We start from the raw sequence: 26,328 nt of genomic DNA, 5'->3' as shown, positions 1-26,328 counted from the left end.
TGAAATTACTTCAATTCACAATTTTTTAATTAAGAATAAAACCGTAAAATTTAATAGAGAGCTAATTTTAAAATAACTCTTTACCTAATTTTAGGGATTTTTCTGACTTTAATAAGTTTAGACAAATAAGAAAAGATAAAAAACGATTATTTAGAAGCAGTAATAAATAGCTATAAAGCATTATACCAACAAATTAGCATTAACTAATTTACATCTACTTATAAGACGTAAATTTCTAATTTGTAATTGATAAAGAATAAAGCATTCCATTTCGTTCACTCAAACCTATACGAGCCTTGGCTACATTAAAACACGGCAGAATAAACTTTCGCAAAACGACCTCCATTTTAGAATACCCACACTTCCTAGATGTACAGGTAAAGTCGTTTCAAGATTTCTTCCAACTAGGTACTCCTCCTGAAAAAAGAACAGCAGACGGACTCTATAAAGTATTTATGGAGAACTTCCCAATTTCTGATTCAAGAGATAACTTTGTTTTGGAATTTGTCGACTATATCATAGACCCACCAAAATATTCTGTACAAGAATGTGTTGATAGAGGTCTTACTTATGCAGTGCCTTTAAAAGCAAAGCTACGTTTACTTTGTAACGACGAAGACAACGAAGATTTCGAAACAATCGAACAAGAAGTATTTTTAGGAAATGTGCCTGTAATGACTGAGCGTGGCTCTTTTGTTATTAATGGTGCAGAACGTGTTATCGTTTCTCAGCTTCACCGTTCACCAGGCGTTTTCTTTGCTCAAAGTAAACATACTAATGGTACAAAATTATATTCAGCACGTATTATTCCATTCAAAGGTTCTTGGATTGAATTTGCGACAGATGTAAACAATATCATGTATGCTTACATTGACCGTAAGAAAAAGTTTCCTGTTACTACTCTTTTACGTGCTATCGGATATGGGACAGATAGAGAAATTTTGGAACTTTTCGGTCTTTCTGAAGAAGTAAAAGCTACTAAAGCAAATATTCAGAAAGTGGTAGGTAGAAAATTAGCTGCTCGTGTTCTTCGTACTTGGACAGAAGACTTTGTAGATGAAGATACAGGAGAAGTTGTAAGTATTACTCGTAACGAGGTACTTTTGGAGCGTGATTCTGAAATTGAAGAGGAGCATATCCAAACTATCATCGATTCAAATACAGAAGCAATTATTCTTCATAGAGAAGATATTAATATTAATGATTTTGCAATTGTCTATAATACATTACAAAAAGATAATTCAAACTCAGAAAAAGAAGCAGTTGAGCAAATTTACCGTCAGCTTCGTAACACAGAAGCACCAGACGAACAAACAGCTCGTGATGTAATTCAAAGTCTTTTCTTTAGTGAAAAGCGTTATGACTTAGGAGAAGTTGGTCGTTATAGAATCAATAGAAAACTAGGTCTAGATTTAGAAATGAGTGTTCGTGTCTTGACAAAAGAAGACATCATCCGTATCATTAGACACCTTATTACTCTTATTAACTCAAGAGCAGTTGTGGATGATATTGACCACCTTTCAAATCGTCGTGTACGTACTGTAGGAGAGCAACTTTATAGCCAGTTTGGTGTTGGTTTGGCTCGTATGGCTCGTACTATCAAAGAACGTATGAACGTTCGTGATAATGAAGACTTTAAGCCAGTTGATTTGATTAATGCCCGTACTTTATCGTCGGTTATTAATTCATTCTTTGGAACAAATCAGCTTTCACAGTTTATGGATCAAACCAATCCATTAGCAGAGATTACGCACAAACGTAGAATGTCTGCCTTAGGACCTGGTGGTCTTTCTCGTGAACGTGCAGGTTTTGAGGTTCGTGACGTTCACTATACGCACTATGGTCGTTTGTGTACTATCGAAACTCCAGAGGGTCCAAATATTGGTCTTATCTCTTCACTTTGTGTTCACGCAACTGTAAACGGTATGGGCTTTATCGAAACTCCTTATCGTATTGTTAAGAATCAGAAAGCAACTAACGAAGTTAAATTCTTAACAGCAGAAGAAGAAGATGAGCAAATTATTGCACAGGCAAATGCAACATTAGATAGTAAAAACAAATTTACATCTGACCTTGTAAAATGTCGTTTAGAGGGAGATTTTCCTTTGGAATCTCCAGAAAATATAACATACATGGATGTTGCACCAAATCAAATCGTTTCGGTTGCAGCCTCTCTTATTCCATTCTTAGAACATGATGATGCCAACCGTGCCTTGATGGGTTCGAATATGCAGCGTCAAGCCGTTCCTCTTTTGCGTCCGCAAGCACCAATTGTAGGTACAGGTCTTGAAAGACGTGTTGCAATGGACTCTAGAGCATTAGTTGTAGCAGAAGATGATGGAGTAATTGACTATGTAGATGCTAAGAAAATTGTAGTAAAATATAATTGGACAAAAGAACAAAAATTAGTAAACTTTGATAACGAGTTTACAACTTATACCCTTACTAAATTCCGTAGAACTAACCAAGATACTTGTATCAACTTACGTCCTATTGTATTGAAAGGCGAAAAAGTAAAAAAAGGAGATGTTCTTTGTGAAGGATATGCAACTGAAAAAGGAGAACTTGCACTTGGTCGTAACCTTATGGTTGCTTTCATGCCTTGGCAGGGTTATAACTTTGAGGATGCAATTGTTATTTCTGAAAAAGTAGTAAGAGATGATATTTATACTTCAATCCACATTGATCAGTTTGAGCTTGAAGTTCGTGACACAAAACGAGGAGAAGAAGAATTAACTTCTGAAATTCCGAATGTAAGCGAAGATGCAGTTAAAGATTTGGACGAAAACGGTATTATCCGTATTGGTGCAAAAGTAAAAGAACAAGATATTTTGGTAGGTAAAATTACTCCTAAGGGAGAAACAGACCCTACACCAGAAGAAAAACTTCTTCGTGCTATCTTTGGAGACAAAGCAGGTGATGTAAAAGATGCTTCTATGCGTGCTTCTGCTTCGCTTCAAGGTGTTGTAATCAATACACAGCTTTTCTCTCGTCCTAAAAAGGATAAAGATATGCGTGCAAAAGTACGTAAACAGGTGGATGTTTTGAAGAAAGAATATAGTCGTGACCTTGTTGGAATGCGTTCGCAGATGATAAGCAAAATGGCAGATCTTTTAGAAAATAAAACTTCTCAAGGAATTGTTCATAAATACGGTGATGTAGTTTTGGCAAAAGATTCAGGTTTCAATCCACAAAATATTGAGCAAGCATTCTTCCCAAGCAAAAACGCATACCGTGATGAGAGTAACTATAACGTTCCAGAAGAAGTAAACTTTATTGCTGATGTAATCTTGAAAGATTTTACAGAAGATGAAGAAACTAATGAACTTTTGGCAGAACTTGTAAAAAATTATAACCAAAAACGTAATGAAATTACAGCAGAGTTCAAACGTCAGCGTTTTGCGCTAGAAGTTGGAGATGAACTTCCTGCAGGAATTGTTAAACTTGCAAAAGTATATGTTGCTAAGAAACGTAAACTCAAAGTAGGTGATAAGATGGCAGGTCGTCATGGTAATAAAGGAGTTGTGGCTCGTATCGTTCGTGAAGAAGATATGCCTTTCCTTGCTAATGGTGTTCCTGTTGATATTGTCTTGAATCCTCTAGGTGTACCTTCTCGTATGAACTTGGGACAGATTTATGAAACTATCTTGGGACATGCAGGTCTTAAAATGGGTAAAAAATATGCTACACCAATCTTTGACGGAGCAACTGAAGAAGAAGTAGCAGCAGAAATCAAAGAAGCAGGCTTACCCGAATGGTGTAAGATGGAAGTTTTTGATGGACGTACTGGAGAAAAATTTGAGCAAACTGTTACGGTAGGAATTATGTACATGCTTAAACTAGGTCACTTAGTTGATGATAAGATGCATGCTCGTTCTATCGGACCTTACTCACTCATTACGCAACAGCCTTTGGGTGGTAAAGCTCAGTTTGGTGGTCAGCGTTTTGGAGAGATGGAAGTTTGGGCATTAGAGGCATTTGGAGCTTCACACATCTTGAGAGAAATCTTGACAATTAAGTCAGATGATGTTCTTGGACGTGCTAAAGCGTACGAATGTATCGTAAAAGGTGATAACATGCCAGAGCCAAACATCCCAGAGTCTTTCAACGTATTGATTCACGAACTTCGTGGTCTTGCTCTTGAAATTACATTAGACTAATAATTTAATTTGTCATTGGTGGAAATACCAACGACGGCAAATTTCTATATAAATAAAAAATTCCCTTTTACTTTTCGGAGTAGAAGGGAATTTTTGCTTTCTTTGAATTACTTTTAAAGAAATGCTACTAACCTCTTATGGAATTAAAGATAATACATACTTCTGCTACACTTTTTATATTTGTTTCTCTGCTTTTGGCTATATTTTTATTTACGGTCAAGACGGAAAACAAATTAGGTAATTTCTTTTTTGGTCTTTTTACAATACTGACAGCCATCAATATTAGTGGCTTTGTGATTTATAACTATTTGCAAGCCTACCCTAAAATAGAGTTTTTACGTAGAACATTATTCTTATTAGAAATGCCTTTATTTTACCTCTATTTCTGTTCTGCTTTAGATAGTAATTTTAAATGGCGACCCAAATATTTAGTTCATAGTATTCCTTTTCTGTTTATTCATCTTATTTCTATTCCTACCTTTTATCTAAAAGCAACAGAACAAAAGATATTTTTTTTACAAAATAATAACTCTTCAATAAGCTATTTTTTCTCTGTCTTTGGCGAAATTCAATGGCTATTTTATATTATTTTGATGTTCTTTCTTTTAATGAAATTTAAAAAAATCTACCTTGAAAATTACACACAATCTGATAATCTGACTTATAGATGGCTTTTTCAATTACTTCTAACTTTTAGTTTAGCTCATTTTTTTGTGGTAATAAAAGATATTTTGAGTTATACAGAATATAGCAAGTTTTTTCTTTGGATTAATATTCTTGTAAGTATTATCGCACTTATAGTGCTTTGTAGTTTTGTTTTTAAAGCTCTTTATTATCCTACGCTTTTCAGAAAAATTGATTTGAATTTAAAATCTACAAGGCAATTAATTCAAGAAAAAAAAATAGAACAAGTAGACAAATTAGAAGAAAATGAAATTATTGCTTTAGAAGAACAAAATCAAATTCAAGATAAAATAGGACGTAAAAATGAGAATGAAGTAAAAAATAACTCAACTTCAATTACTGAAAACTCAAAACAAAATAACCTTGAAATAAATAACCAAATTCAGAAGCTAAGAGAATATATGACTGAACACGAACCTTATCTTGAACCTTCCTTAACTATTCAAGAATTGGCAGAACAAACTCACATTCCTGTTCGTGATTTATCAGTTTTAATTAATCATCATATCAACCAACATTTTTTTGATTTTATCAATGAATATCGAATCGCAAAAGCAAAATCCATTCTAAAAGACCCAACCAAAAAACAAGTAACTATCTTAGAAATTCTCTATCAAGTCGGATTTAATTCAAAATCTTCGTTCAATACAGCTTTTAAAAAATACACAAAGACAACTCCTTCATTATATCGAAAAACTCCTTTTTAAGCATCTAAAGGTAGCTTTAAAAAAGTTGTACTTTATAAAATGCAAAAAGTCGTACTCATTTTTTTATAAAAAGAGTACGACTTTTTTTAGTCGGTCGCACCCATTTGATTTTATCCTCAATTTTGTCTCATAACTTTTTTATCACACCCAAATAAAATTTTAAAAAATTATGAACTCACAAAAATTATCTTTTATCAAAAGAACACTTCTTCTTTTAATTGTCTTTTGTAGCTTCTTTTTACTATCACTTTCACAAGCAAAAGCACAGCAAAAAAAAGACATTAAAAACTATATTTTCACAGAAAAGTCAACACTAAAAAACGATATTTCAGCAAATCAGAAGCATCATTGTAAAATACAATTGAAAGAAAATCAATTTCTTATTCTCAAATTAGAACAGCAAAATGCAGACGTAATTATTACAACTTATGATTCTGAAAATAATAAAATAGAAAGTTTTGATAGTCCGAATGGAAAATTTGGAACTGAAATTATTCTACTTACTTCTACAAAAGCAGGACACTATACCTTAGAAGTAGAAATGTTAGAAAAAAATGCTGAGGCTGGAAAATACGAACTTTTTGTAAAAACAATAAAACCCAAAGCAATAACTCCAAACGAAAAAATAGATGAGCTTTTATCTATTTATGATAATTCTGATACTCCAGGAGTTGCAGTTTCGGTTACAAAAGATGGCAAAACGATGTATCAAAAAGGGTTTGGAATGGCAAATTTAGAGTATAATATTCCAATTAGTCCAACTTCTATATTTTCGGTGGCTTCGGTTTCTAAGCAATTTACAGCATTTTCAATTTTACTTTTAGAAGCAGAAGGAAAACTATCTTTAGACGACGATATAAAAAAATACATTCCAGAACTTGAACATCTCAACACTTTTGGCAAAACAATAACGCTGAGAAACCTTGCCAATCATACCAGTGGAATAAGAGAACAAAGCGACTTACTTTACCTAGCAGGTGTGGGTTTTGTAGATGTAGTTACAAATGAGGATGCTTTTAAAATAGTTACTCGTCAAAAGGAAATCAACTTTGAAGTAGGTTCTCAGTATGAATATTGTAACTCTGCATTTATGTTACTAGCAAAAGTAGTAGAAAGAGTTTCAGGAAAATCTTTTTCAGCATTTACAAAAGAAAAGATATTTACACCTTTGAATATGAAAAATTCTTTTTTCTTAGATGATGCAGAAAGAATAATAAAAAATAGAGTGTACTCATATTCTCCTTTCGGAAGTGGTTATCAAAAAAGTCTGCTCAATTATTCTATTGTTGGTTCGACTGGACTTTGCACAACTGTAGAAGATTTGAGTTTGTGGGCATTAAATTTTGAAAAAGGAATTGTAGGAAATACAGCTATTTTTGATAAAATGCAGACAAAAAGTAAACTCAACAATGGGGAAGAAATATCGTATGCACTTGGACAAGAAATCAAAAATTACAAAGGGTTAGAAGTAATTTTTCACGGTGGAGGTGATGCAGGTTATCGTTCTTATTTACTTCGTATTCCTAGCCAAAATTTCACTTTAGCTATTGCAGGTAACTCAGAAACATTTAATCCACTAAGTATAGCCTATAAAATTGTAGACTATTATTTAAAAAATGAGTTAACTGCTCCCAAAATAACAGAAGTAAAAGAAACAATAAATATCAAAAATGAAATTTTAAAATCATATCAAGGTAATTATGAAATTATTGCAGGATTATTTTTTACAATTACTTCTAACTCAGATACATTATTTGTAGAAACATCTGATAACAATCAAAAAACAGAATTATATCCTATATCTAAAAATGAGTTTATGATGGGAAATTATAAGCTCTCATTTCACAAAAAAGAAACTGAAAAAGATTTTTACTTAAAACTGACTATTTCTGACTTTGAGTATAATGGAAAAAAAGTATTTTTGAAGTCATTTGATAAATCAAATGTAGATGTAGAAGAATATACTGGCAGATATTATAGTGAAGAATTAGGAACAAGTTATATTTTTAGAGTAAAAGACAATAAACTTGTAGCTACCCATAATAGAAATAAAGATATAGAATTAATGCCTTTTCAACAGAATATATTTACAAGTAATCAGTGGTTTTTTCGTAAAGTAGAATTTATCAGAAATGAAAAATTAGAAATTATTGCCTGTAAAGTATATAGCGCAAGAGCAACTATTTTATTTAAAAAGGAAGATTAATTAAAGTAAGACTTTATCAAAATAAAACTAGTGCTGAGTTTTATTTTGATAAAGTCCTATATGTTTATACTTTTCTAGTTATTTTCTCTAGTTCTAAAAATACTTTTCAAATCCATTGCTCTATCCATAATTCGTTTATTATTTCCAAAGAGAAGAATTACATCAATAATCAAAATAATGGTAAAAATAGCAGAAACTAAATTATCAGCTACTCTGAAAGAATTTCCAAAACTATAACTTAAATTATAAGCGTACGCACCAAAAACACCTGCTAATTGAGGAATTCCGATAGGTGCATTTCGAAGCACAGATTGCCACCAACTTAGTCTGTTTTCATTTCTTTCTTCTACTACTTCAATATTCATTAAGTTTTTTCCTAAACTTAAAGAACGTCCTTTATATGAAAAATCTCTTAATAAAAAGTAAGTCCAAAGCAAAGGAGAAAGTGTGTAAGAAAGCATATATTGAACAAGCCAAACTAAAGCTAAATCTATCAAAACACTTCCTAAACGGTGTCCTGCACTCACTACACTTTGTAAATTTTCATGAATTTTAAAGTTTGAATTTACTCGGCTATAATATTCAGCCGAACGTTTTTTGAAATGTCCTAGTGAAGTGCTTTGAGGAATAGCAGGAAGTGTGCGTGTTTGATTACAATGGCGATTGCCTAAATATGTCCAACTATCCGAATGAAAAGCAGATTTACACTCAGCACAAAGCACAATTTTGTCGCCAGCTTCCAAAGTATCGCCCGTAATTGGATCAATACGTGCTTGAGTTAAGAATTTCTCGTGTTTTTCAGGGTGTAATTGATGAATATGCATGATTTATAAATCTTTTAGGAAGTGCTAGTTTGTAGGGCTTATATAAGTAATACGTTAGAGTTTCGCTTTGTGTTGTAAAGATTACTCGTATTTTACTTTAACTTTGATTTCTTATTCTAAAATACTAAAATTATCCTTAAAAAGTTCTTTTCAGATTCTTATAAAAACTAAATACTGAAAAATTTAACTTTATTTTTTGACCTAGACATAATACATTTTGGATTTACTTCTAAAATCTGACTTCTGACTTCAAAATTTATTTAATATCTTTGAATCATTATTCTCAAAAGAAATTCAAAACACAAATTCACATCTAAAAAAAGAAATTATTATGAGTAAAGTATTGATTATTGGTGCTGGTGGAGTTGGTAATGTTGTTGTCAAAAAATGTGCAATGTTACCTGATGTTTTTTCAGAAATTATGCTTGCAAGTCGTACGCTTCCAAAAGTAGAGGCTGCTGCAAAAGAAGTAAAAGAACTAACAGGAAGAGATATTCAGACAGCAAAAGTAAATGCCGATAATGTTGAAGAACTGGTTACACTTATCAAAAAATTTGAACCAAAATTAGTTATTAATGTAGCTCTTCCTTATCAAGACTTACCAATTATGGATGCTTGTTTGGAAACAAAAACACATTATTTAGATACTGCTAACTATGAACCAATAGATGAAGCAAAATTTGAATATAGTTGGCAATGGGCATACAAAAAACGCTTTGAAGAAGCTGGAATTATGGCTCTTTTAGGCTGTGGCTTTGACCCAGGGGTAACTGGCGTTTTTACAGCACACGCAGCAAAGTATCATTTTGATAAAGATGGAATGGAATATTTGGATATTGTAGATTGTAATGCAGGAAGTCATGGAAAAGCATTTGCAACCAATTTTAATCCTGAAATTAATATTCGTGAAATTACTCAACGAGGAAAATATTGGGAAAATGGTGACTGGACAGAAACTGAGCCGTTAGAAATCAATAGAATGATTAATTATCCAGAGGTAGGACCAAAAAAATCATTTTTATTATATCACGAAGAATTAGAATCACTTACTAAAAACTTCCCTTCTTTAAAAAGAGCTAGATTTTGGATGACTTTTTCAGATGAATATATTACTCATTTGAGAGTTTTGGAAAATGTAGGCATGACAAGAATTGATGAAGTAGAATATCAAGGACAAAAAATTGTTCCTCTTCAGTTTTTGAAAGCAGTTTTGCCAGAGCCTTCTTCTTTGGGAGAAAATTATGAAGGACAAACTTCTATTGGATGTCATATCAGAGGAACTAAAGACGGAAAGCCTGCTTATTTCTTCATTTATAATAACTGTGACCATGCCAAAACATATAAAGAAGTGGGAGCGCAAGCTGTTTCTTATACAACTGGTGTACCTGCAATGATAGGTGCAAAAATGATGTTGGAAGGAAAATGGATGAAAGCTGGTGTTTGGAATGTAGAAGAGTTTAATCCAGATCCATTTATGGAAGATTTGAACAAATATGGCTTACAATGGCATGAGAAATCAAGTGACTTTGTAGAGTTTAATGATTAATACCATGTAACAAAAGTAATTTAATGTTTATTTTGTGTGTTCAACTCCTCAGAGTTGGACGAAACGCTTCCTTAGAAGCGTGATTCAAGCAAATAAATCACGCTTCTGAGGAAGCGAAACATTCAGTTCTGAGGAACTGAATGCACAATATAAGGTAACTTATTAACTGTATTAATACCGTGTAACAAAAATTTGTTTGTGTTTTTAATATTGTCAGTGGGGACACCAACAATAACATAATTATCAATTAAACAGGATTTTAACCCTGTTTACATTCTGTATTAATATTAAATTTAGATGCTTAAAAAAACTCATTCTATAAAAAATATAGAATGAGTTTTTTTATTTCTAAAAATTTAATTTATCAGATACTATTATTTTTTCTTCTTTTGCATTTGCATCGGATTTGGAGAAGAATAATTGTTATCTCTTCTATAAAGTTCAAAACGAGTAGGAACTTCCTGACGAGGATATGAATTATTATAAACATCTGTATCAGCTGTTTCCAAATTTGGATCTAAACGGAAAGAAACTACTTTTTTCTTAGTCATAAAGACTTTGCTAAACATAGCATTATCTTTTCTCCAAACTTCAGCAGGAATTTTTTGCATTTCTTTGCTTCCATCAGCATAAGTAAATTCAATAATTACAGGCATTACAAGTCCACCTATATTTTTAAAATCTATTTGATAAAAATAAGGGTTGTCTTTGATAAAAGTACGCTCTTCATCTGTTAAGCTACTCATATAACTTTCATAGTTTTTCTTTGCTTCAGCTTCTGTTACTCCCCCATTATAAGAATTGTAGAAATCTTTAAGCTGTGGACGACGCTCCAAACGAGTTGTTTTTAGAGCTGTTTTGTTGCGTTGTGATGTAATGCTTTCTTGTTCTTTCTTAGTTGCTTTTGCTATTTCAGCATTTGCAGAATTTGGCTCAAAGAACATTACATTTTCAATAGAAATATCTACATTATCAGTCGTATAGAACCAACCCCACCAAAACCAATCTAAATCAGTTCCAGAAGCATCTTCCATAGTACGGAAAAAATCAGCAGGTTTTGGATGTTTAAACGCCCAACGTTGTGCATATTCTTTAAAAGCATAATCAAAAAGCTCTCTTCCCATAACCGTTTCTCTCAAAATATTAAGAGCTGTTGCTGGTTTTCCATAAGCGTTGTTTCCAAACTGTAAAATCTCTTCCGAATCTGTCATGATTGGCATAATGCCAGCTTTTTCCCCTTTCATATAATCTACAATATCTTTTGCATTTCCACGTCTTGAAGGGTAATCACGTTGCCATTCTTCTTCCGTAATAAATTGCATAAATGTATTTAATCCTTCATCCATCCAAGTCCAATGACGCTCATCAGAATTGATAATCATAGGGAAAAAGTTATGTCCTACTTCATGAATAATTACCGAAATCATTGAATATTTGATACGTTCAGAATATGTTCCATCTGTTTCTGGTCTTCCACCATTAAAACAAATCATTGGATATTCCATTCCCCAAACAGGTCCATGAACCGAAATAGCAACAGGATAAGGATAATCAATTGTATGTTTTGAATACACTTCTAATGTGTGGGCTACTACTTCTGTTGAATATTGTCCCCAAAGTGGATTTCCTTCTTTTGGATAATATGACATTGCCATAACTGTCTTACCATTTGGCATTTTTACTGCCATAGCATCCCAAATAAATTTTCTAGAGCTTGCAAAGGCAAAATCACGTACATTTTCAGCTTTGAATTTCCAAGTCTTTGTTTCTTTTGCTTTGTTTTTTTCTGCTTTGGTTGCTTCATCTTGTGTAACAATTACGACAGGAATATCAGAAGTTTGAGCTTTTGCCCAACGTTCTTTTTGTGCAGGTGTCAAAACTTCATCAGGATTCTGTAAAACGCCTGTTGCTCCCAAAATGTGGTCAGCAGGAACAGTCATTTCTACTTCATAATCTCCAAACTCTAGCGCAAACTCTCCACGTCCTAAAAATTGTTTGTGTAACCAACCATTTACATCGTCATAAACAGCCATTCTTGGGAAAAATTGAGCAATCTCATACAAATAGTTTTTATCACCTTCAAAATACTCATATCCACTTCTGCCACCATATTTTAATTGATCTTGAATATTATAATTCCATTTTATTTGAAAAGAATATTTCTCATTTGCCTTCAATGGCGTTGGCAAATCAACTCTCATCATTGTTCTATTGATAGTGAAAGGGAGTTTTGTACCATCTGTTGTCATCACGCCTTCAATATTGAAACCACCTTCAAAATCAGAATTTCCTGTTACGTAAGCGATTCCTTGTAAAGTTGTCTTTTCGTTTAGCGTTCCTGTAGAAGTTTTGTAGGTATCAGAATCTTTTGCTCTCATGTTTTGGTCTAACTGTACCCAAAAATAAGAAAGTTCGTTTGGCGAATTGTTATGATACGTAATTGTTTCTTGACCTGTAATGCGCTGTTTTTCGTCGTCTAAAGTAAGTTGAATTTTGTAATCTACTTTTTGTTGCCAATACTCATGCCCTGGTGCGCCAGAACCTGCACGATAAACATTTGGTGTAGGAAGTTCTTGATCAAGTTGTTTGAAATAAGAACGATTTATATTTTTATCTCGCTGTGCAAAGGCATTTTGAGAAGCAAAACAAATAAACATGCCTACTATAAAAAGTAGCATATTTGAATAATTGTATTTAATATTCATTGAGAAAAATTGGTAAATGAAATAGTTTGATTAAGTCTATAAATGCTAAAAAAGATATATAGAAAAGAGATTTTTTCAAATTTAAGTAATTCATAACTATTTTATAGTAATTAAAGGTATTTTGATATGTTATAATATTTTAATTTGCTTGAGTTGTCAATTCGTTTTTTTGAATAAATATCACTTTATTGTTAAGAGGAAAAGTGAGATTATGCTATAAGAACTTATTTTTTAATATAAAAAACCTAGTTCCTAGTTTTAAAACTTTGTTAAACTAATAAAGTAGGAACAACGTTTGAACAATACTTTTTGATTCTGCGTTTGGAATTAGATAAGGATACATTTTACTCTCTTTTTTTATTTCAAGATTACTACTACAACCAAATTTTATCTACACTTTTTAAAAATTATTTATGACAATTACGTTTATTTTTTCAAGAAAATTACTCTTTTTTTTAGTTGCTAGTTGTTGTTTTATTAATTTTTCAGCTACTGCTCAAAAGAAAAACACTGATTATATAGGTAATTTAATCGAAGTATTTGGTGAAGATTGTTTTAAAGACAGTTTTCATGGTTTTGTTTTATATGACTTAGATAGTTCGAAATACATTTTTGAATATAATGCTGATAAGTATTTTACACCAGCATCTAACGTAAAAATAGCTTCTCTTTTTGCAGCAACCAAAATTTTGAGCGAACGTTTGCCTTCGTTAAGTTATTTTGAAAAAGGAGATTCTCTTATATTTTGGGGAACAGGCGATCCTACTTTTTTGCATCCCATTTTTGGAAATTCTGCTGTAATTGATTTTCTATTATTAAAATCTAAAACAAAAAAACTCTACTTTTCTACTACTAACTATAAAGATGAACCTTTTGGCGATGGTTGGGCATGGGAAGATTATCGAACGACGTATGGCGTAGAAAAATCGGTTTTGCCTATGTATGGAAATGCAGTCTATTTTGAGGCTGACCCTTCATGTGAAATTGAAGTCTATCCATCTATTTTTAAGAATTTGATAAAAGAAAATAGTGATATAAACACTAACAATTTTAGGGTAGAAAGAGATTTGGGTATCAATTCTTTTGAATATAATATTGGAGATTTGTATTATAAGAATGGAAAATCTATCCCTTTTCATGCTACACCAGAACTTATGACACTGCTTCTAAAAGATAAATTAGGTTTAGAGATTACCCATTTGGATTATCCAATGCCTGAAAATACATCTACATTTTATACAGCAAAAAGTGATGAAATGTATAAACGAATGATGCAACAAAGCGACAATTTTTTGGCAGAACAGACTCTTCTTATGTGTTCGGCAGAGCTTTTTGGAACACTTTCTACACAAAAAGTGATTGAATATTTGGATGAAAATTATTTTAATAAATTTTATAATCGTCCTCGTTGGGTTGATGGTTCTGGTCTTTCTCGTTATAACCTTTTTACACCTCGTAATTTTGTAGAAATGCTTAAATCTATTCGTAAGGATATGGGAGAAGAAAAATTATTTGAAACACTTGCTATTGGAGGAGAAGCAGGAACATTAAGACGTAGATACGAATTTTCAAGAAATGCAAAACCATTTTTATATGGAAAAACAGGTACAATAAGTAATAACCATTGTTTGAGTGGCTTTTTGATTACTAAAAGTGGTCGCAAATTCTGTTTTTCATTTCAAAATAATCATCATAGAGAATCTTCAAGAACTATAGGAAATAAAATGGAAGAAATTTTGACAACTATCCATAAGTTGTATTAAACGTCATCACTTATCTAAAGGTCTAATAATAAATTAGTTAGGGGAAATCAAAACACTCTTATTTTTCCATAGCGACAGATTTGCAAACCTGTCGCTATGGAAAAATGAACATTAATAAATTAACCGTGATAATGTTCATTAAACCTAAAGTGTTTTTTGCTAAAGTAACTTTAAAACATCAAAAAAGGATTTTCCATAAATTAGAAGTTCTGAATTCTAATTTATGGAAATATAGCTTATCAGTTTATCTATCTAACAAAACTGATGAGCCAAACCAAAATCAAACTGACAAGTAAACCTGCAAATACTTTCAATAAATCAGAACCTATCATTCTCAAAATTGCTAGTGTATCTGAATAACGTGGATAAAGAGGATGGTTCAAAATATCTTGATTATCATCAGTAAAAACACCTGTATCTAATATACCTTCAGAACTCTCTTTGAAGCCTTTCTTTCTAGCTTTTTTCTTTTCTTGTTTTAGGCGAGCTTCAAAAGCAGCTTGCATATTTATACGAAGATTGAGCATTAGTTCACGTCCAGCCAAAAGACCAACAAAAACCCATGTTGTACTCATTGGAATATCGCTCATTTCTTTGAAAACAAACAAAACAATTCCATAAATAAGGTCAATAATAGTAGCCGAACGAATATCGGTAGTATTAGTTTTGGTTGTCACAATTTTCTGAATTTTGCCACCACGACTATAAAAAATATAACCCAATAGAGCCAATAACATAAGCATTGACAAGACAAAAGCAGTAGTAGAAAGGTCATTTCCACGAGGGAGATAAACATAAATATTGGCTAAATCTTGAATCAACCATTGCGACCACAAAAACCCAGTCGAAATCCATTGTAAAACAGTCCAGATTCTCTTTTCATTCTTCTTTATTTCCTTTCTAATAAAATTCTCTTCAAAAAAACGACTTATCAAGAAGTAAACAAAAATAGCTGCTCCAAAAGCAACTAAGTAACCCAAAGCAGATTTGGTAACCATGCTTCCAATATTTTTAGTCGCAAAAACACTCAGCACTAAAAAAGTCGTACTGACAGGAATACCAAAACGAGTAATAATTAGTAAAACTAAAGGAGGCAAGACATGCCACCATTGCAATACTTCAGGAAAAGGAATTTTATTAAGTCTTCCATAGGCTACTCCCTGTCCAGAGTACCAACCATAAAAAAGCACACTTATCAAAATAAATCCTGTATAAGCCCACAGCAGATACCAAGGCGTTTTTCCATTGGAGCTTATAAATGTTCCTAATGTTTGAATTACATCATTACCCACCACCGAATAGGCTGCAAAACTAAAACCCAAAATCATAAATATGATATGAAAATCCATTTTTGTACTTAGTTATTTTTATAGACTAGTATAGTATATTAATTTATCAAAATTTGTTCTCTTAAGCTCACTTTTTTTTTTCTTGAATCAAGGAAGAGTCTTGTTTTGTCTCTGTTGTGCTTACTTTCTGCAAATCTAAGTCATTCTGTTGGAAAGAACTATAAATCATGCCAAAAGGAAGAACAAAAAACACAACTAACAAATAAGCCAAAGCACTACTTCGATTATTCATAGCAGCCATTCCTAGACGTTGTGAAAGAAAAATTGGAATTCTACGCATAAAAGGAATCACTAAAAAAATAATAGCACCAATAAGATTAAATAAAATATGAACTAACGCAATCGTAACGGCTGCTTCTGACTTAAAAAGGGCTGCTAAAAGTGTTGTGAGTGTTGTTCCGATGTTTGCTCCTACAATAAAAGGAAATGCTTTTTGAATATTTACTTTACGAGTAGCTACCAGAGGAACAACCAATGAAGTTGTTACAGAACTAGACTGAATAGCTGCTGTAGTGATAAATCCCCATACAAAAGATTTCCAAGTGCTTCCAAAAAAAAGTTCGTGCATTTGTTGTCTTTGTTTTCCTATCATTTGTTCTTTTAAAAGATTAATAAATAATCGAATAGCCAAAAACAAACACAGAATAGCAAAAATCAAAATTAAGATTGGATAATCGTGTAATTGACTAACCACAAAATTGGAAGGAATAGAAATGATAGGAGGAATAAAATTTCCAGAATTAGCTGAAAAAGGAAGTAGTTCAGTTACATACTTAGCCAAATCAGATAAAAAATGAGTATAATATTCTAATGGAAAAAGAATCAGAGCAGTCAAGACATTAAAAAAATCATGTAAACTAGCTGCTGCAAACGCTTTTCTGAGTTCTTTCTTTTTTGAAATATGTCCCAAAGCAACAATAGCACTCGTAATAGTTGTTCCTACATTTGCTCCCATAATGATAGGAGTAGCTGTTTCGATAGTCAGTGCGCCTGCTGCTACGGCTGCTACCACCATTGCTGTAACAGTAGAACTACTTTGCAGAATGGCAGTGATTAGGAGTCCTATAAAAATTCCAACAAAAGGATGCGCCGAAACTGAAAAAATAGTATTTGCTACCTCTTTTCCAAACAAACGAAAAGCACTCATCAACATATCAATCGAAACCAAAAACAAACAAACAATCAATACTGCATATAAAATGCGAAGTAGTATCTTTGAAAGATTTGTTTTATTTTCGTTTCTTACAGGAAGAGGATTTTGCAGAGGTAGGTTCAAGATGAATTGAGTATTGTTCGTTTTATTGAATTTACTTTTTGATTACCCTAATTAAATGTATAAATAGGTATTCTCTAATTGACTGCAAAGTTAGTGTTTCATTTAGCCACTCTTGATATTTAGTAAGTGAACGATTTGTTAAGTTTAGTTTATCTTTGTGTTATTTTATTATTTTTCAATAGCAATTAGCATATAAAATGAAAATATATTTAATTCCAATTTGGTTAGAAGAAGGAAATAAAGAAAGTCTTTCACAAGAAATACCAATGATTATTGGGCAAACAAAATATTTTTTAGTAGAAAATTTACGAACAGCAAGACGTTTTATTTCTGCGCTCAAATTAGGAGTTGTAATAGATGATTTAATCTTTTTTCAGTTAGATAAAAAAACAACAAAAACTGAATTAGAAAATTACTTCAAACAAATCCCTAAGAATGATAAAAATAACGAACCTACAAAAGTAGGAATTATGTCAGAAGCAGGTTGCCCTGGAATTGCAGACCCAGGTGCATTGGCTGTTGAGTATGCACATAAAAATAATATTGAAGTTGTTCCTCTTGTGGGCGCATCATCAATTTTGCTTGCACTAATGGCTTCAGGCTTTAATGGACAAAATTTTGCTTTCCATGGTTATCTTTCTATTGATGCAACCAAACGCAAAAATGAAATTAAGAGTTTAGAGTCTGAAAGTCAGAAACTAAAGCGTTCACAGATTTTTATGGAAACGCCTTATAGAAATAATTCTTTACTGACAGATATTTTGAAGGTCTTGAATCCGAAAACAAAAATTTGTGTTGCTTCAAATATTACTTCTGAAAATCAATTTATCAAAACAAAAACGGTTGCAGAATGGAAAAAAGAAATACCCGATTTACACAAAATACCGACAATTTTTGTTTTGTATGCTGTCTGAATGATTTGAACCACAGATTTAAGAGAGAAACAGAAGAATCCAAACCCATTTTTTTTCTGTGGAGAAGTACGTTTTTGATTATTTTTTCTTTGTTATTCTCTCTAGTTTCAAACTCTGCTCAAGCCCAATTAATTTCAGCAGGTTTTCTTACACAGGGAAATTATTCAAGAATACGCAATATCGAAAATTTTCGTCGGTTGGCATACGGTGCAGGAGGGTTTTTAGAAATACAATTGAAAGATAATTGGCGTATTCGTCCTCAACTTTTATACAGCCAAATAGGAGGAGATGTAGGGGAAGTACGAGCAAATACAACTTCTTTGAGGCTTCATTATATAGAAAATCAATATTCATTTTCTTATATTTTCGAAGGAAATTACTGGAATTATCAAGTTTCGGCAGCACTTTCAGGAGCATATCTTTGGAAAGCTCAGTATGACAAAAATCCTAGTTATGATTTGCGTTGGGCAACACATGACTTTGATGTAGGCTGGCTAGTTGGTTTTGGTTTTAGATATGAAACTGGGAGTTGGCGTTGGTTTTCTACAGAATTCCGACATTACTGGGGAAGAAATAGTGTCTTTTTAGATAGATTTGGATTTCCTGTCAGAAATTCTGTTTTTTCACTTCGTTTGGCATATAGTTTTCCTGTAAAGATGAAATAATACTACTAAGATAAAACAGGGTTAAACCATGTTCAATTTATAATTCTGCCATTTTCGGTGTTGCCAACAACGATAGTAAAACTCAAATAAACTTATGTTACACTGTAATAAGATTATTCATAAGCGCAAAAACCTTCATCGTTCTACAAAAATAGAATAATAAAGGTTTTTAATTTTACCGAAATAAAATTGGATTTTGGAATAGAATTTCTTTTAATTTATTTTCTAGCTTATTTTTCTAAATAAGAAGAAAGTTTTTCAACCAAATCATCGAAATTTACAGGTTTTTGCATATAATCATTGATTCCTACTGCACTAAAATCTTTTGCAGTATAATTACGAGCATTTCCAGTAATTGCAATAATTGGAATTTTAGCTTTTTTAGGGTCACTCATAGCACGAATTTTTTTAGCACATTCCATTCCGTCCATTTTTGGCATATTGATGTCCATTAATATCGCATCAAAATCTCCCATTGCCATTGCTTCCAACACTTGTAAACCGTCTTTTGCTGTTTCAATTTCATAATTTTGAAATTGCAATACTTTGCGAGTAATGTTTTGAATTACAGAACTGTCTTCTGCAATAAGTATTTTTTTAGAACCCATAATAAATATATTCGAATGATAAAAATGGTAAATGAAAATTAGAAAATAATAATAATTAATTATAGGCATTCAAATACCATACTAACTGGCTACTAATTATTTTCTCATTTTTTATATAATTGTATTTTTTTATGTTTTTTTTTAACTCAAAATCAATAATTGATTTGTTTGTTCTCAAATCTACACTACTTTTAGCAAAATGCAAAATTTTTTATTCTATTATTCTCATTAAATGAGCATAATAAAGTGTTTTTTTTGAAAATTTGCTTATTTATGAATTACAATACCTAATTCATTCGAAATTTGTATTTCTTGTGTTTTAAGTTCTTGATAAATAAGTAGTAATTTTTCTATTTCTTCCTGACTTTGATTATTTGCTTTTTTTATTTTTCGTAAGTTTTCATTCAAAATTCCTTTTAGAAAAACTCTTTTCAGATGTAAAATAGTTTGAGGGATAATAGTAGCTAGTTGTTTTTCTTCATTTGGAATAACAAGTTGCATGCGTTTTTCCCAATTTGGACTAATCTGAGAAGAATCAGTCAAAAATCCTGTAACAATTTGTATTAATTTTTCATCATTCTGAATAAAATCGGTTAATAATTCTTGATACGAAATTTTGATGTCATTAATTCGTGCATTTTCATAAATAATACGAAGCTGTGCATAAGAAGGATTTAGTGATGGAATTTCACTTATCTCTTCCAAAATATAGTCACAAATATACTCTCCTCCTGCAATAGTTTGATGTCCATAACGAATCATCAGGCGTGTGATTTCGTCTTCATACTGACGAAAAAAAGCTGTATTTTGCTGTTCTTTTTTTTGTTGAGGATTTAATGCAGCTTCTAATTCGGATAAATCAATGGCTTGTCCTCCAAACTCTTCATAATAATTTGATTCATTTTGAAAACCTTGTTCGTGCTCTGCTTGTCCATATTCAGAAGGTGGAAAATAGCCAAACTCATCAGAAGAATTATTTTGGGTATTGGTCTGACTAGTTCTATTCTGATGTCTTTCTCTGTGTTGTCTGTTTTTATCTCTTTCTTGTTCCTTTAGTTTTTGCGCTGCTCTTTTATGAATGAATTTATTGGTTTCCAAGATTACGTCTTGCTCACTTATTTCCATCCAATGTGCCAATTCTTTTGTCAATAACGAACGCTTGAAAACATCAGGAACTACAGCAATCGTTTGGCAAAGCTCTTTTAATGCACTCGCCCTTGCCATTGGGTCATCCTTATCAGGTACTAAAACTTGATATTTAAAACGCAAAAAATTCTGCGCTTTGGATTCCAAATAATTTTTAGTTTTTTCTCCTCCTTGTTCTGTAACAAATGTATCAGGGTCGTGTCCTTCTGGCAAAACGACAGCTTGAACATCTAATCCTTGTTCTAAAATAATATCAATTCCACGAATAGCAGCCTTTAAACCAGCTTTATCTCCATCAAAAAGCAGTGTTACACGGTCTGTAAAACGTTTTAGAAGGTTTATCTGTCCATCTGTAAGTGATGTTCCCGAACTTGCCACTACATTCTCAATTCCTGCTTGATGCAATCCAATTACATCAGTATAACCTTCTACCAAATAACAATTTTCTTCTCTACGAATAGAATTTTTTGCTTGAAAAATTCCATAAAGAACATGGCTTTTTTGATAAATTTCTGTTTCTGGACTATTCAGATACTTGGGTTGTTGGTCTTTTTTTAAGGCTCTTGCTCCAAAACCGATTGTTCTACCCGAAACATTATGAATTGGAAACATTACACGCCCACGAAAACGGTCATAATGTCTATCCTCTTTCTTTATTACTAGTCCTGTATCTTCTAAAAACTGGCTACTATATCCTTTTTCAGTAGCAGCTTTTAGGATAGAATCCCATTGATCAAAAGCATATCCTAACTCAAATTTTTCTTGTGTTTTTTGGATAAATCCACGTTCTTTGAAATAACTTCCTCCAACAGATTTGCCTTCGTCAGTATTTTTAAGATTTTCAGTATAGAATTTTTGTGCAAAAGCAAGAACAATTAAAAGACTTTCTCGGTGTTGTTGTTCTTGTTTGGCTTCGTCACTACGTTCGCTTTCTTCAGGAATTTCGATACTATATTTTCCTGCAAGAAACTTTAAAGCCTCAGGATAACTCAGGTTTTCATGCTCCATCACAAAGGTAATACTATCACCACCTTTTCCACAGCCAAAACATTTAAAAATACCTTTACTTGGTGTAACAACAAACGAAGGTGTTTTTTCTTGGTGAAAAGGACAACATGCTTTAAAACTAGAACCTTGTTTTTTGAGCGTAACAAAATCACCCACTACTTCTTCAATGTGGGCATTTTCTCTTATTTGGTCGATGATGTGAGAGGGAATAGACATACTACAAAATTACGAAAAAGTAATTAGTATAACTAAAAATCTAAAATTGCTGTGAAGTGCAGAAATAGTTATTAACTAACTAAAATTAACAAAACATTTTACAGATTAGCTAGGTTAGAAATTGTATTTTTTCAACTATTATTTTAATCTATAATCTCTTTATGGTACTTTTAGAAGACAACTATTTTCTTTTAGAATATTATGAGCAATACAACTGTATATATTACAAATCAAAAGGCTTTACTCCAAGTAAACTTTTTAGGCAAAATATGGAAAAGGTAAATGAAGCCATACAAGCAAAGAAAGCAAATATCTTCATTAGTGATCTGACTGATGCTGGAGTAATAGCACAAGAAGACCAAGAATGGATTATTTCAGAATTTATACAGAAAATCATTCCTATGGGTATTACTAATCCTATTGCTATTTTCCCAACTTCTATTTTTGGAAAATTATCTGCTCAAGCTATACAAAAAAAATTACAGGAAAATGAAGGCTTATTTCCTATGATTTTCAATTCAAAAGAAGAAGCTTTTGAATGGATACAGAATCAAAATTAATAACAATATAAAAAGTTTGATAAACCAACTTTATAAAATTGTTTTATCAAACTGTCTTTTCTTCTATAAAAGAAAAAAAATTATTTACTAATCACTTCAACAGATTGATAAATCTTATCAATAAGTTCTTTTTTATCCCAAGGTTTGGATAAGAAAAAGTGCATATTTCCTTCTTTAAAAGCATTTTGAATAGCTTCATCCTCAGCTTGACCAGAAAGCATGATTTTAGCTACATTTGGAAACTGTTTGTTTATTTCAACCAACAGTTCATCTCCTTTCATTTCAGGCATCAGCCAGTCGGTAATTACAACTAATGTATTGATGTTTCTTTCTGTGAGAAAATCTAGAATTTCTAATGCTTCATCTCCACTCTCTGCTGTTTCAATGATAAAATCATCATTAAACTCTTGCATTAATTGAATTTTGAGACTTCCTAGAATAATATGGTCATCATCTACACATAAAATTGCTTTTGTTTTTTTTGCTTTCGCCATAAGATAAAAATTTTGAATACGTTTATAATTATAATAGTGGTTTTCAAAGTTAGTTAAATTATCTTTATTTCTTACCAAAAGTAAATTACATCGTAGTAAAATGATATAAATGACACTTTCTTCATAAAATTCAGAAAATACAACTTCTTGACTATTTGTCAATTGATTAATATTTTATCGAATTAATTTGTTTTGAAATAAACAGTTCTTCAATAAAAATAGAAACTGTTAAGTTTTACTTATAGAGGTAATTCTACAAAAAAAGTAGTTCCCTTACCTATTTGAGTTTCGAACCAAATCTTACCACTGTGTTTTTCTACAATTTTTTTGGTAATATCTAGCCCCAATCCACTTCCTTCACCTTCTCGTTTGGTTGTAAAGAAAGCATCAAATATTTTATCTTGTATATCTATTGGTATACCAGCTCCTGTATCTGTTACGGAGACAACTACCTTTTTGTTATATGAATCTGTGACTAACTTTGTAGTAATATTTAGTTCTCCTTTGCTTTCCATTACTTGAATGGCATTATAAATAAGATTTGTCCAAACTTGTACTAGCTCGTCTGGGTATCCCATAAATTCAGGAATTTCTTCTAAACGAAGCTGTAAGTCTATTCCACGCTTGAATTGATTTTCATAAAGAACGATTGTATCTTCAATACCACGATTAATATTTATTATTGCTTTCTCTCCTGTTTTGTCTTGACGAGAAAAGTTTTTAAGAGCAAAAATAATTTTAGAAGCCTTATCAGTAGCTAGTTTTATTGTCTTGTTATTCTTGGCAATTCTTGATAATTGGTGTGCTACTTTAAAAGTATAACAAGGATCTTCTGTTTCTAATAAAGGTTTATAAAGTTCTGGATTATTATATACTTCTAATTCTACTATAAAATTAGCTATTGTATCTGCCTCATCAATTTGTAATTTTTCAAACTCTTCTATCAATCTATATTTTATTGCTCGTTTTTCTCTAGAAGAAAAATTATTTTTGGCATTTGCTGAATACTTGATCAAATTATTAAAAATAAGCGATTTCTCAGGAGATAATCCTTGTAAAAACCCAGTAAGACGAGGTAAAAGTCCATCCATTGTAACAACTGAATTATCAGCTGAAGAACGAATTGCTCCTAGAGGTGTATTTATTTCATGCGCTACATTGGCAGCAAGCTGTCCTAAAGTAGCCATTTTTTCCGTTTCGATAAGTTGTCTTTGTGCAGCTTGCACCTTTTTCATTTCTTCTTGTAAATCTCTAAATTTTAGGCGTAATTCTAATTGTGTAACAACTTGGCGTCCTAATGTTGTTAAGGCAAATTTTTGAGCTTCTGTTAGTTTTTTAGGTTTATTATCAATAACACAGAGCGTTCCTAGATTTAGTCCTTCTGGATTTTTGAGGGGCATTCCTGCATAAAAGCGAATATTTAATCCATCCTTATCAGCTACAAGTGGATTGTCATGAAAGCGTTCGTCTTCAAGTGCATTTTCTACTTCAAAAATATCGTCTTGTAAGATAGCATGAGCACAAAAAGCCATATCTCTATGTGTTTCTAGAGCATCTAATCCTACCTTTGCTTTGAACCATTGACGTTCTGAATCTATCAAGGAAACTAAAGAAATTTCTGATTCACAGATTTGTGAGGCTAATTTTACCAAATCGTCAAACTCCTTTTCAGATTCAGTGTCCATTACCTCATAGCGTAAAAGAGCTTCTAAACGTTCATTCTCATTAGTAGGTAAAGGTGCTGAAATCATAAGTTACAAAAAAGTAAGGGTAAAGAGGAAGTTGAAGGGAGGGAAGTATAATTTATGAAGTAGTAAACTTCTAAATAAATTTACAAAATTGTGATTACAAAAAATAAGCCGAATTAAATTTGATTCTCTATCAAAAAACAGCTTAAAATATGAATTAAAAAGTATTTTTCTTGAAACCAAAAATTAGTACAAATAGTTATTCTTTGAAAGAAAAAATATCTAAATAAAAAAAAAACACAACTTCGCAAACATTACACAACCCTTTGTTTTTGTTTAAAAAAAACAAACAAAAACATAACAAAATAGCATTTTAATCTAAATATTCACTACTTTTGTTGAGTTTACTAAAGAATTATCTGATTATCAAGACAAGTTTATATTTTAGGTTTTAGATTAGCTTCTCCTTTTAAATTATTTATTTAGATATTTACTCAACAATCAGAAAATGAAAACAGAAATAGCAAGAAATGAAAACTACGAAATTTATGTAGATACTGACAAAAATAGAGCATACATTAAAGTAATTGGCAGATGGATGAATAGAGATAAAGTAAAAGATTTCTTTCCTGATTGGAAGAAGGCTGCTAGTTTTATGAAACCTCATTTCACTATTTTTGCAGATATTCGTTTGATGGGAAGTATGTCTAAGGAAGTAGAAAATCTACATCAAGAAATACAGGTTTATCTTGTTGAACAAGGGCTTTTAGTAACAGCCCAACTTGCTTCTGCTGATGATCTTGCTGATTATCAAATCCACCGTTCGACACAGAGAGCTAAACATCCAATTATAAAATTTGCTACTAGAGACGAAGCTGAATTTTATCTTGATGAAGTTGCATCAGAGAGAAAATAAGAATACACAATAGAAAGTAGAAAAAGAAAGTAGAAAATTATTGCTTAAAATTCATAATAATTCTTTTCTACTTTCTATTAAAAAACTGTGTTTATTTTTTTGACTATATTTTTTTAAGATTCATCAGAAAATGTTTCTACCTCATCTGTATTTTCTTCATTTTCTTCTTCTATTTCTTGTTCGTCAATCGGATCATCTTCTAATTCGCTATCTTCATTAAGTTGATTAGCCAAAATTGCTCCTGCACCCACAGCAGTAGCTATTGCAGCAGCATCGCCAATATCAATTGCATCTTCGTCATATTCTGTATCATCATAATCGTCTTCATAGTCGTCTTCATAATCATCATCAAAAAAATCTTCATCATCAAATTCATCTCCACCCACAGAGTTTGAACGCTTATACATTCTCCTTACTCTTTCAATATCTCCTTTTATTTTTAAAGAATCAGCAACACCCAGTTGAAGGTCAATTTCTATTTGTTCTATAAAATCCATCTCCTCTTCAGTAACAATATTATCTTCCATTACTCTATCTATAAGATTTTGTAAAACTTGAATTTTAATGCTATTAAGTTCTGAGTCAGACATTCCTAGTTTAGATTGTAAGGCTCTAACATCAGACATTTCATCATTTGTAATGACACCATCCTCACAGGCTTCTAAAATAGCCACAAAAAGTTGTTGTCTTGCTTGGATAGCTCTACTTGAATCTGGACTTGGAGCAGCCGAACCACTAAAAAGCTGTTGAAATTTATTAATAAGGTTTTTAAGCAAACTCATAATCACAGTATTTTTATACAAAAATTGAAAGTAAAAACTCAATAAAAAACTTTTCTAAAGATTTTATTGAATGCTTTCACAAAGTAACATTTTTTTTTAAAATTTCTAGCA

General features: G+C 31.7%; 18 protein-coding genes. 9 read left to right on the top strand and 9 right to left on the bottom strand.

The annotated features are described in order from the left end of the window. Nucleotides 1-296: 296 nt before the first annotated feature. The 3 genes from rpoB to V9L04_RS13725 all read left to right on the top strand — a co-directional run bounded on the left by rpoB (nt 297) and on the right by V9L04_RS13725 (nt 7,757). On the top strand, nt 297-4,160 hold the full coding sequence (gene rpoB / locus V9L04_RS13735) for a DNA-directed RNA polymerase subunit beta (protein ID WP_338790385.1): 3,864 nt from the start codon (nt 297-299) through the stop codon (nt 4,158-4,160). Nucleotides 4,161-4,297: 137 nt separating this feature from the next. After that, nucleotides 4,298-5,551: an AraC family transcriptional regulator gene (locus V9L04_RS13730; RefSeq protein ID WP_338790384.1), complete on the top strand. Its 1,254-nt coding sequence runs from the start codon at nt 4,298-4,300 to the stop codon at nt 5,549-5,551. A gap of 169 nt (nt 5,552-5,720) precedes the next feature. Next, nucleotides 5,721-7,757 (top strand): serine hydrolase domain-containing protein, encoded by a 2,037-nt coding sequence (locus V9L04_RS13725; protein ID WP_338790383.1) that lies wholly within the window; start codon nt 5,721-5,723, stop codon nt 7,755-7,757. Nucleotides 7,758-7,831: 74 nt separating this feature from the next. Here V9L04_RS13725 and V9L04_RS13720 read toward each other — a convergent pair whose 3' ends face one another. Next, nucleotides 7,832-8,581 carry an RDD family protein gene (locus tag V9L04_RS13720; RefSeq protein WP_338790382.1) on the bottom strand — a complete coding sequence of 250 codons (750 nt, stop codon included), beginning with the start codon at nt 8,579-8,581 and terminating at the stop codon, nt 7,832-7,834. A 331-nt stretch (nt 8,582-8,912) separates the two neighbouring features. On the opposite strand from V9L04_RS13720, the gene V9L04_RS13715 reads away from it, so the two are divergent. After that, nucleotides 8,913-10,127, top strand: coding sequence for a saccharopine dehydrogenase family protein (locus V9L04_RS13715; protein WP_338790381.1), 1,215 nt, complete (start codon nt 8,913-8,915; stop codon nt 10,125-10,127). Nucleotides 10,128-10,501: 374 nt separating this feature from the next. Here the strand turns inward: V9L04_RS13715 and V9L04_RS13710 are convergent, their stop codons facing one another. Further along, nucleotides 10,502-12,805: a M1 family metallopeptidase gene (locus V9L04_RS13710; protein WP_338790380.1), complete on the bottom strand. Its 2,304-nt coding sequence runs from the start codon at nt 12,803-12,805 to the stop codon at nt 10,502-10,504. Between the two features lie 440 nt (nt 12,806-13,245). Between V9L04_RS13710 and V9L04_RS13705 the strand changes: the two genes are divergently transcribed. Next, nucleotides 13,246-14,595: a D-alanyl-D-alanine carboxypeptidase gene (locus tag V9L04_RS13705; protein WP_338790379.1), complete on the top strand. Its 1,350-nt coding sequence runs from the start codon at nt 13,246-13,248 to the stop codon at nt 14,593-14,595. A 248-nt stretch (nt 14,596-14,843) separates the two neighbouring features. On the opposite strand, the gene V9L04_RS13700 is transcribed toward V9L04_RS13705, so the two are convergent. Beyond that, nucleotides 14,844-15,944, bottom strand: coding sequence for a hypothetical protein (locus tag V9L04_RS13700; RefSeq protein WP_338790378.1), 1,101 nt, complete (start codon nt 15,942-15,944; stop codon nt 14,844-14,846). A gap of 67 nt (nt 15,945-16,011) precedes the next feature. Beyond that, nucleotides 16,012-17,220 carry a Na/Pi symporter gene (locus V9L04_RS13695; RefSeq protein ID WP_338790377.1) on the bottom strand — a complete coding sequence of 403 codons (1,209 nt, stop codon included), beginning with the start codon at nt 17,218-17,220 and terminating at the stop codon, nt 16,012-16,014. Nucleotides 17,221-17,417: 197 nt separating this feature from the next. Here V9L04_RS13695 and V9L04_RS13690 point away from each other — a divergent pair, with 197 nt between their 5' ends. Both V9L04_RS13690 and V9L04_RS13685 read left to right on the top strand, forming a co-directional pair. Further along, entirely contained in the window at nt 17,418-18,134 is a 717-nt protein-coding gene (locus tag V9L04_RS13690) for an SAM-dependent methyltransferase (protein ID WP_338790376.1), read from the top strand. Continuing rightward, nucleotides 18,071-18,799: an outer membrane beta-barrel protein gene (locus tag V9L04_RS13685; protein ID WP_338790375.1), complete on the top strand. Its 729-nt coding sequence runs from the start codon at nt 18,071-18,073 to the stop codon at nt 18,797-18,799. The genes V9L04_RS13690 and V9L04_RS13685 overlap by 64 nt, the downstream gene beginning before the upstream one ends. 230 nt (nt 18,800-19,029) lie before the next feature. On the opposite strand, the gene V9L04_RS13680 is transcribed toward V9L04_RS13685, so the two are convergent. Both V9L04_RS13680 and dnaG read right to left on the bottom strand, forming a co-directional pair. Beyond that, nucleotides 19,030-19,407, bottom strand: coding sequence for a response regulator (locus V9L04_RS13680; protein ID WP_338790374.1), 378 nt, complete (start codon nt 19,405-19,407; stop codon nt 19,030-19,032). Between the two features lie 267 nt (nt 19,408-19,674). Continuing rightward, nucleotides 19,675-21,777, bottom strand: a complete 2,103-nt coding sequence (dnaG, locus tag V9L04_RS13675) for a DNA primase (protein WP_338790373.1) — start codon at nt 21,775-21,777, stop codon at nt 19,675-19,677. Between the two features lie 161 nt (nt 21,778-21,938). Between dnaG and V9L04_RS13670 the strand changes: the two genes are divergently transcribed. Continuing rightward, on the top strand, nt 21,939-22,337 hold the full coding sequence (locus V9L04_RS13670; RefSeq protein ID WP_338790372.1) for a hypothetical protein: 399 nt from the start codon (nt 21,939-21,941) through the stop codon (nt 22,335-22,337). Nucleotides 22,338-22,417: 80 nt separating this feature from the next. Here V9L04_RS13670 and V9L04_RS13665 read toward each other — a convergent pair whose 3' ends face one another. Both V9L04_RS13665 and V9L04_RS13660 read right to left on the bottom strand, forming a co-directional pair. Next, complete coding sequence (locus tag V9L04_RS13665; protein ID WP_338790371.1) at nt 22,418-22,831, bottom strand: response regulator; 414 nt, start codon at nt 22,829-22,831, stop codon at nt 22,418-22,420. A 239-nt stretch (nt 22,832-23,070) separates the two neighbouring features. Further along, nucleotides 23,071-24,582 carry an ATP-binding protein gene (locus V9L04_RS13660; RefSeq protein WP_338790370.1) on the bottom strand — a complete coding sequence of 504 codons (1,512 nt, stop codon included), beginning with the start codon at nt 24,580-24,582 and terminating at the stop codon, nt 23,071-23,073. A 445-nt stretch (nt 24,583-25,027) separates the two neighbouring features. Here V9L04_RS13660 and V9L04_RS13655 point away from each other — a divergent pair, with 445 nt between their 5' ends. Next, the gene (locus V9L04_RS13655; RefSeq protein ID WP_338790369.1) at nt 25,028-25,435 is read left to right on the top strand and encodes a hypothetical protein; all 408 of its coding nucleotides are present in this window, start codon (nt 25,028-25,030) and stop codon (nt 25,433-25,435) included. 113 nt (nt 25,436-25,548) lie between these two features. Here the strand turns inward: V9L04_RS13655 and V9L04_RS13650 are convergent, their stop codons facing one another. Then, nucleotides 25,549-26,217, bottom strand: a complete 669-nt coding sequence (locus tag V9L04_RS13650) for a hypothetical protein (RefSeq protein WP_338790368.1) — start codon at nt 26,215-26,217, stop codon at nt 25,549-25,551. Between the last annotated feature and the right edge of the window lie 111 nt (nt 26,218-26,328).

This window comes from Bernardetia sp. MNP-M8 (assembly GCF_037126285.1).
Taxonomy (GTDB): Bacteria; Bacteroidota; Bacteroidia; order Cytophagales; family Bernardetiaceae; genus Bernardetia.
This window is presented reverse-complemented; position numbering and strand designations above follow the sequence as displayed.

What these genes read in the sequence shown, in the direction of transcription:
- V9L04_RS13715 (WP_338790381.1), top strand. Translation starts at nt 8,913, where the DNA reads ATGAGTAAAGTATTGATTATTGGTGCTGGTGGAGTTGGTAATGTTGTT.
- V9L04_RS13680 (WP_338790374.1), bottom strand. Translation starts at nt 19,407, where the DNA reads ATGGGTTCTAAAAAAATACTTATTGCAGAAGACAGTTCTGTAATTCAA.
- V9L04_RS13710 (WP_338790380.1), bottom strand. Translation starts at nt 12,805, where the DNA reads ATGCTACTTTTTATAGTAGGCATGTTTATTTGTTTTGCTTCTCAAAAT.
- V9L04_RS13720 (WP_338790382.1), bottom strand. Translation starts at nt 8,581, where the DNA reads ATGCATATTCATCAATTACACCCTGAAAAACACGAGAAATTCTTAACT.
- V9L04_RS13705 (WP_338790379.1), top strand. Translation starts at nt 13,246, where the DNA reads ATGACAATTACGTTTATTTTTTCAAGAAAATTACTCTTTTTTTTAGTT.
- V9L04_RS13725 (WP_338790383.1), top strand. Translation starts at nt 5,721, where the DNA reads ATGAACTCACAAAAATTATCTTTTATCAAAAGAACACTTCTTCTTTTA.
- dnaG (WP_338790373.1), bottom strand. Translation starts at nt 21,777, where the DNA reads ATGTCTATTCCCTCTCACATCATCGACCAAATAAGAGAAAATGCCCAC.
- V9L04_RS13730 (WP_338790384.1), top strand. Translation starts at nt 4,298, where the DNA reads ATGGAATTAAAGATAATACATACTTCTGCTACACTTTTTATATTTGTT.
- V9L04_RS13660 (WP_338790370.1), bottom strand. Translation starts at nt 24,582, where the DNA reads ATGATTTCAGCACCTTTACCTACTAATGAGAATGAACGTTTAGAAGCT.
- V9L04_RS13690 (WP_338790376.1), top strand. Translation starts at nt 17,418, where the DNA reads ATGAAAATATATTTAATTCCAATTTGGTTAGAAGAAGGAAATAAAGAA.
- V9L04_RS13655 (WP_338790369.1), top strand. Translation starts at nt 25,028, where the DNA reads ATGAAAACAGAAATAGCAAGAAATGAAAACTACGAAATTTATGTAGAT.
- V9L04_RS13670 (WP_338790372.1), top strand. Translation starts at nt 21,939, where the DNA reads ATGGTACTTTTAGAAGACAACTATTTTCTTTTAGAATATTATGAGCAA.
- V9L04_RS13650 (WP_338790368.1), bottom strand. Translation starts at nt 26,217, where the DNA reads ATGAGTTTGCTTAAAAACCTTATTAATAAATTTCAACAGCTTTTTAGT.
- V9L04_RS13700 (WP_338790378.1), bottom strand. Translation starts at nt 15,944, where the DNA reads ATGGATTTTCATATCATATTTATGATTTTGGGTTTTAGTTTTGCAGCC.
- V9L04_RS13665 (WP_338790371.1), bottom strand. Translation starts at nt 22,831, where the DNA reads ATGGCGAAAGCAAAAAAAACAAAAGCAATTTTATGTGTAGATGATGAC.
- V9L04_RS13685 (WP_338790375.1), top strand. Translation starts at nt 18,071, where the DNA reads ATGGAAAAAAGAAATACCCGATTTACACAAAATACCGACAATTTTTGT.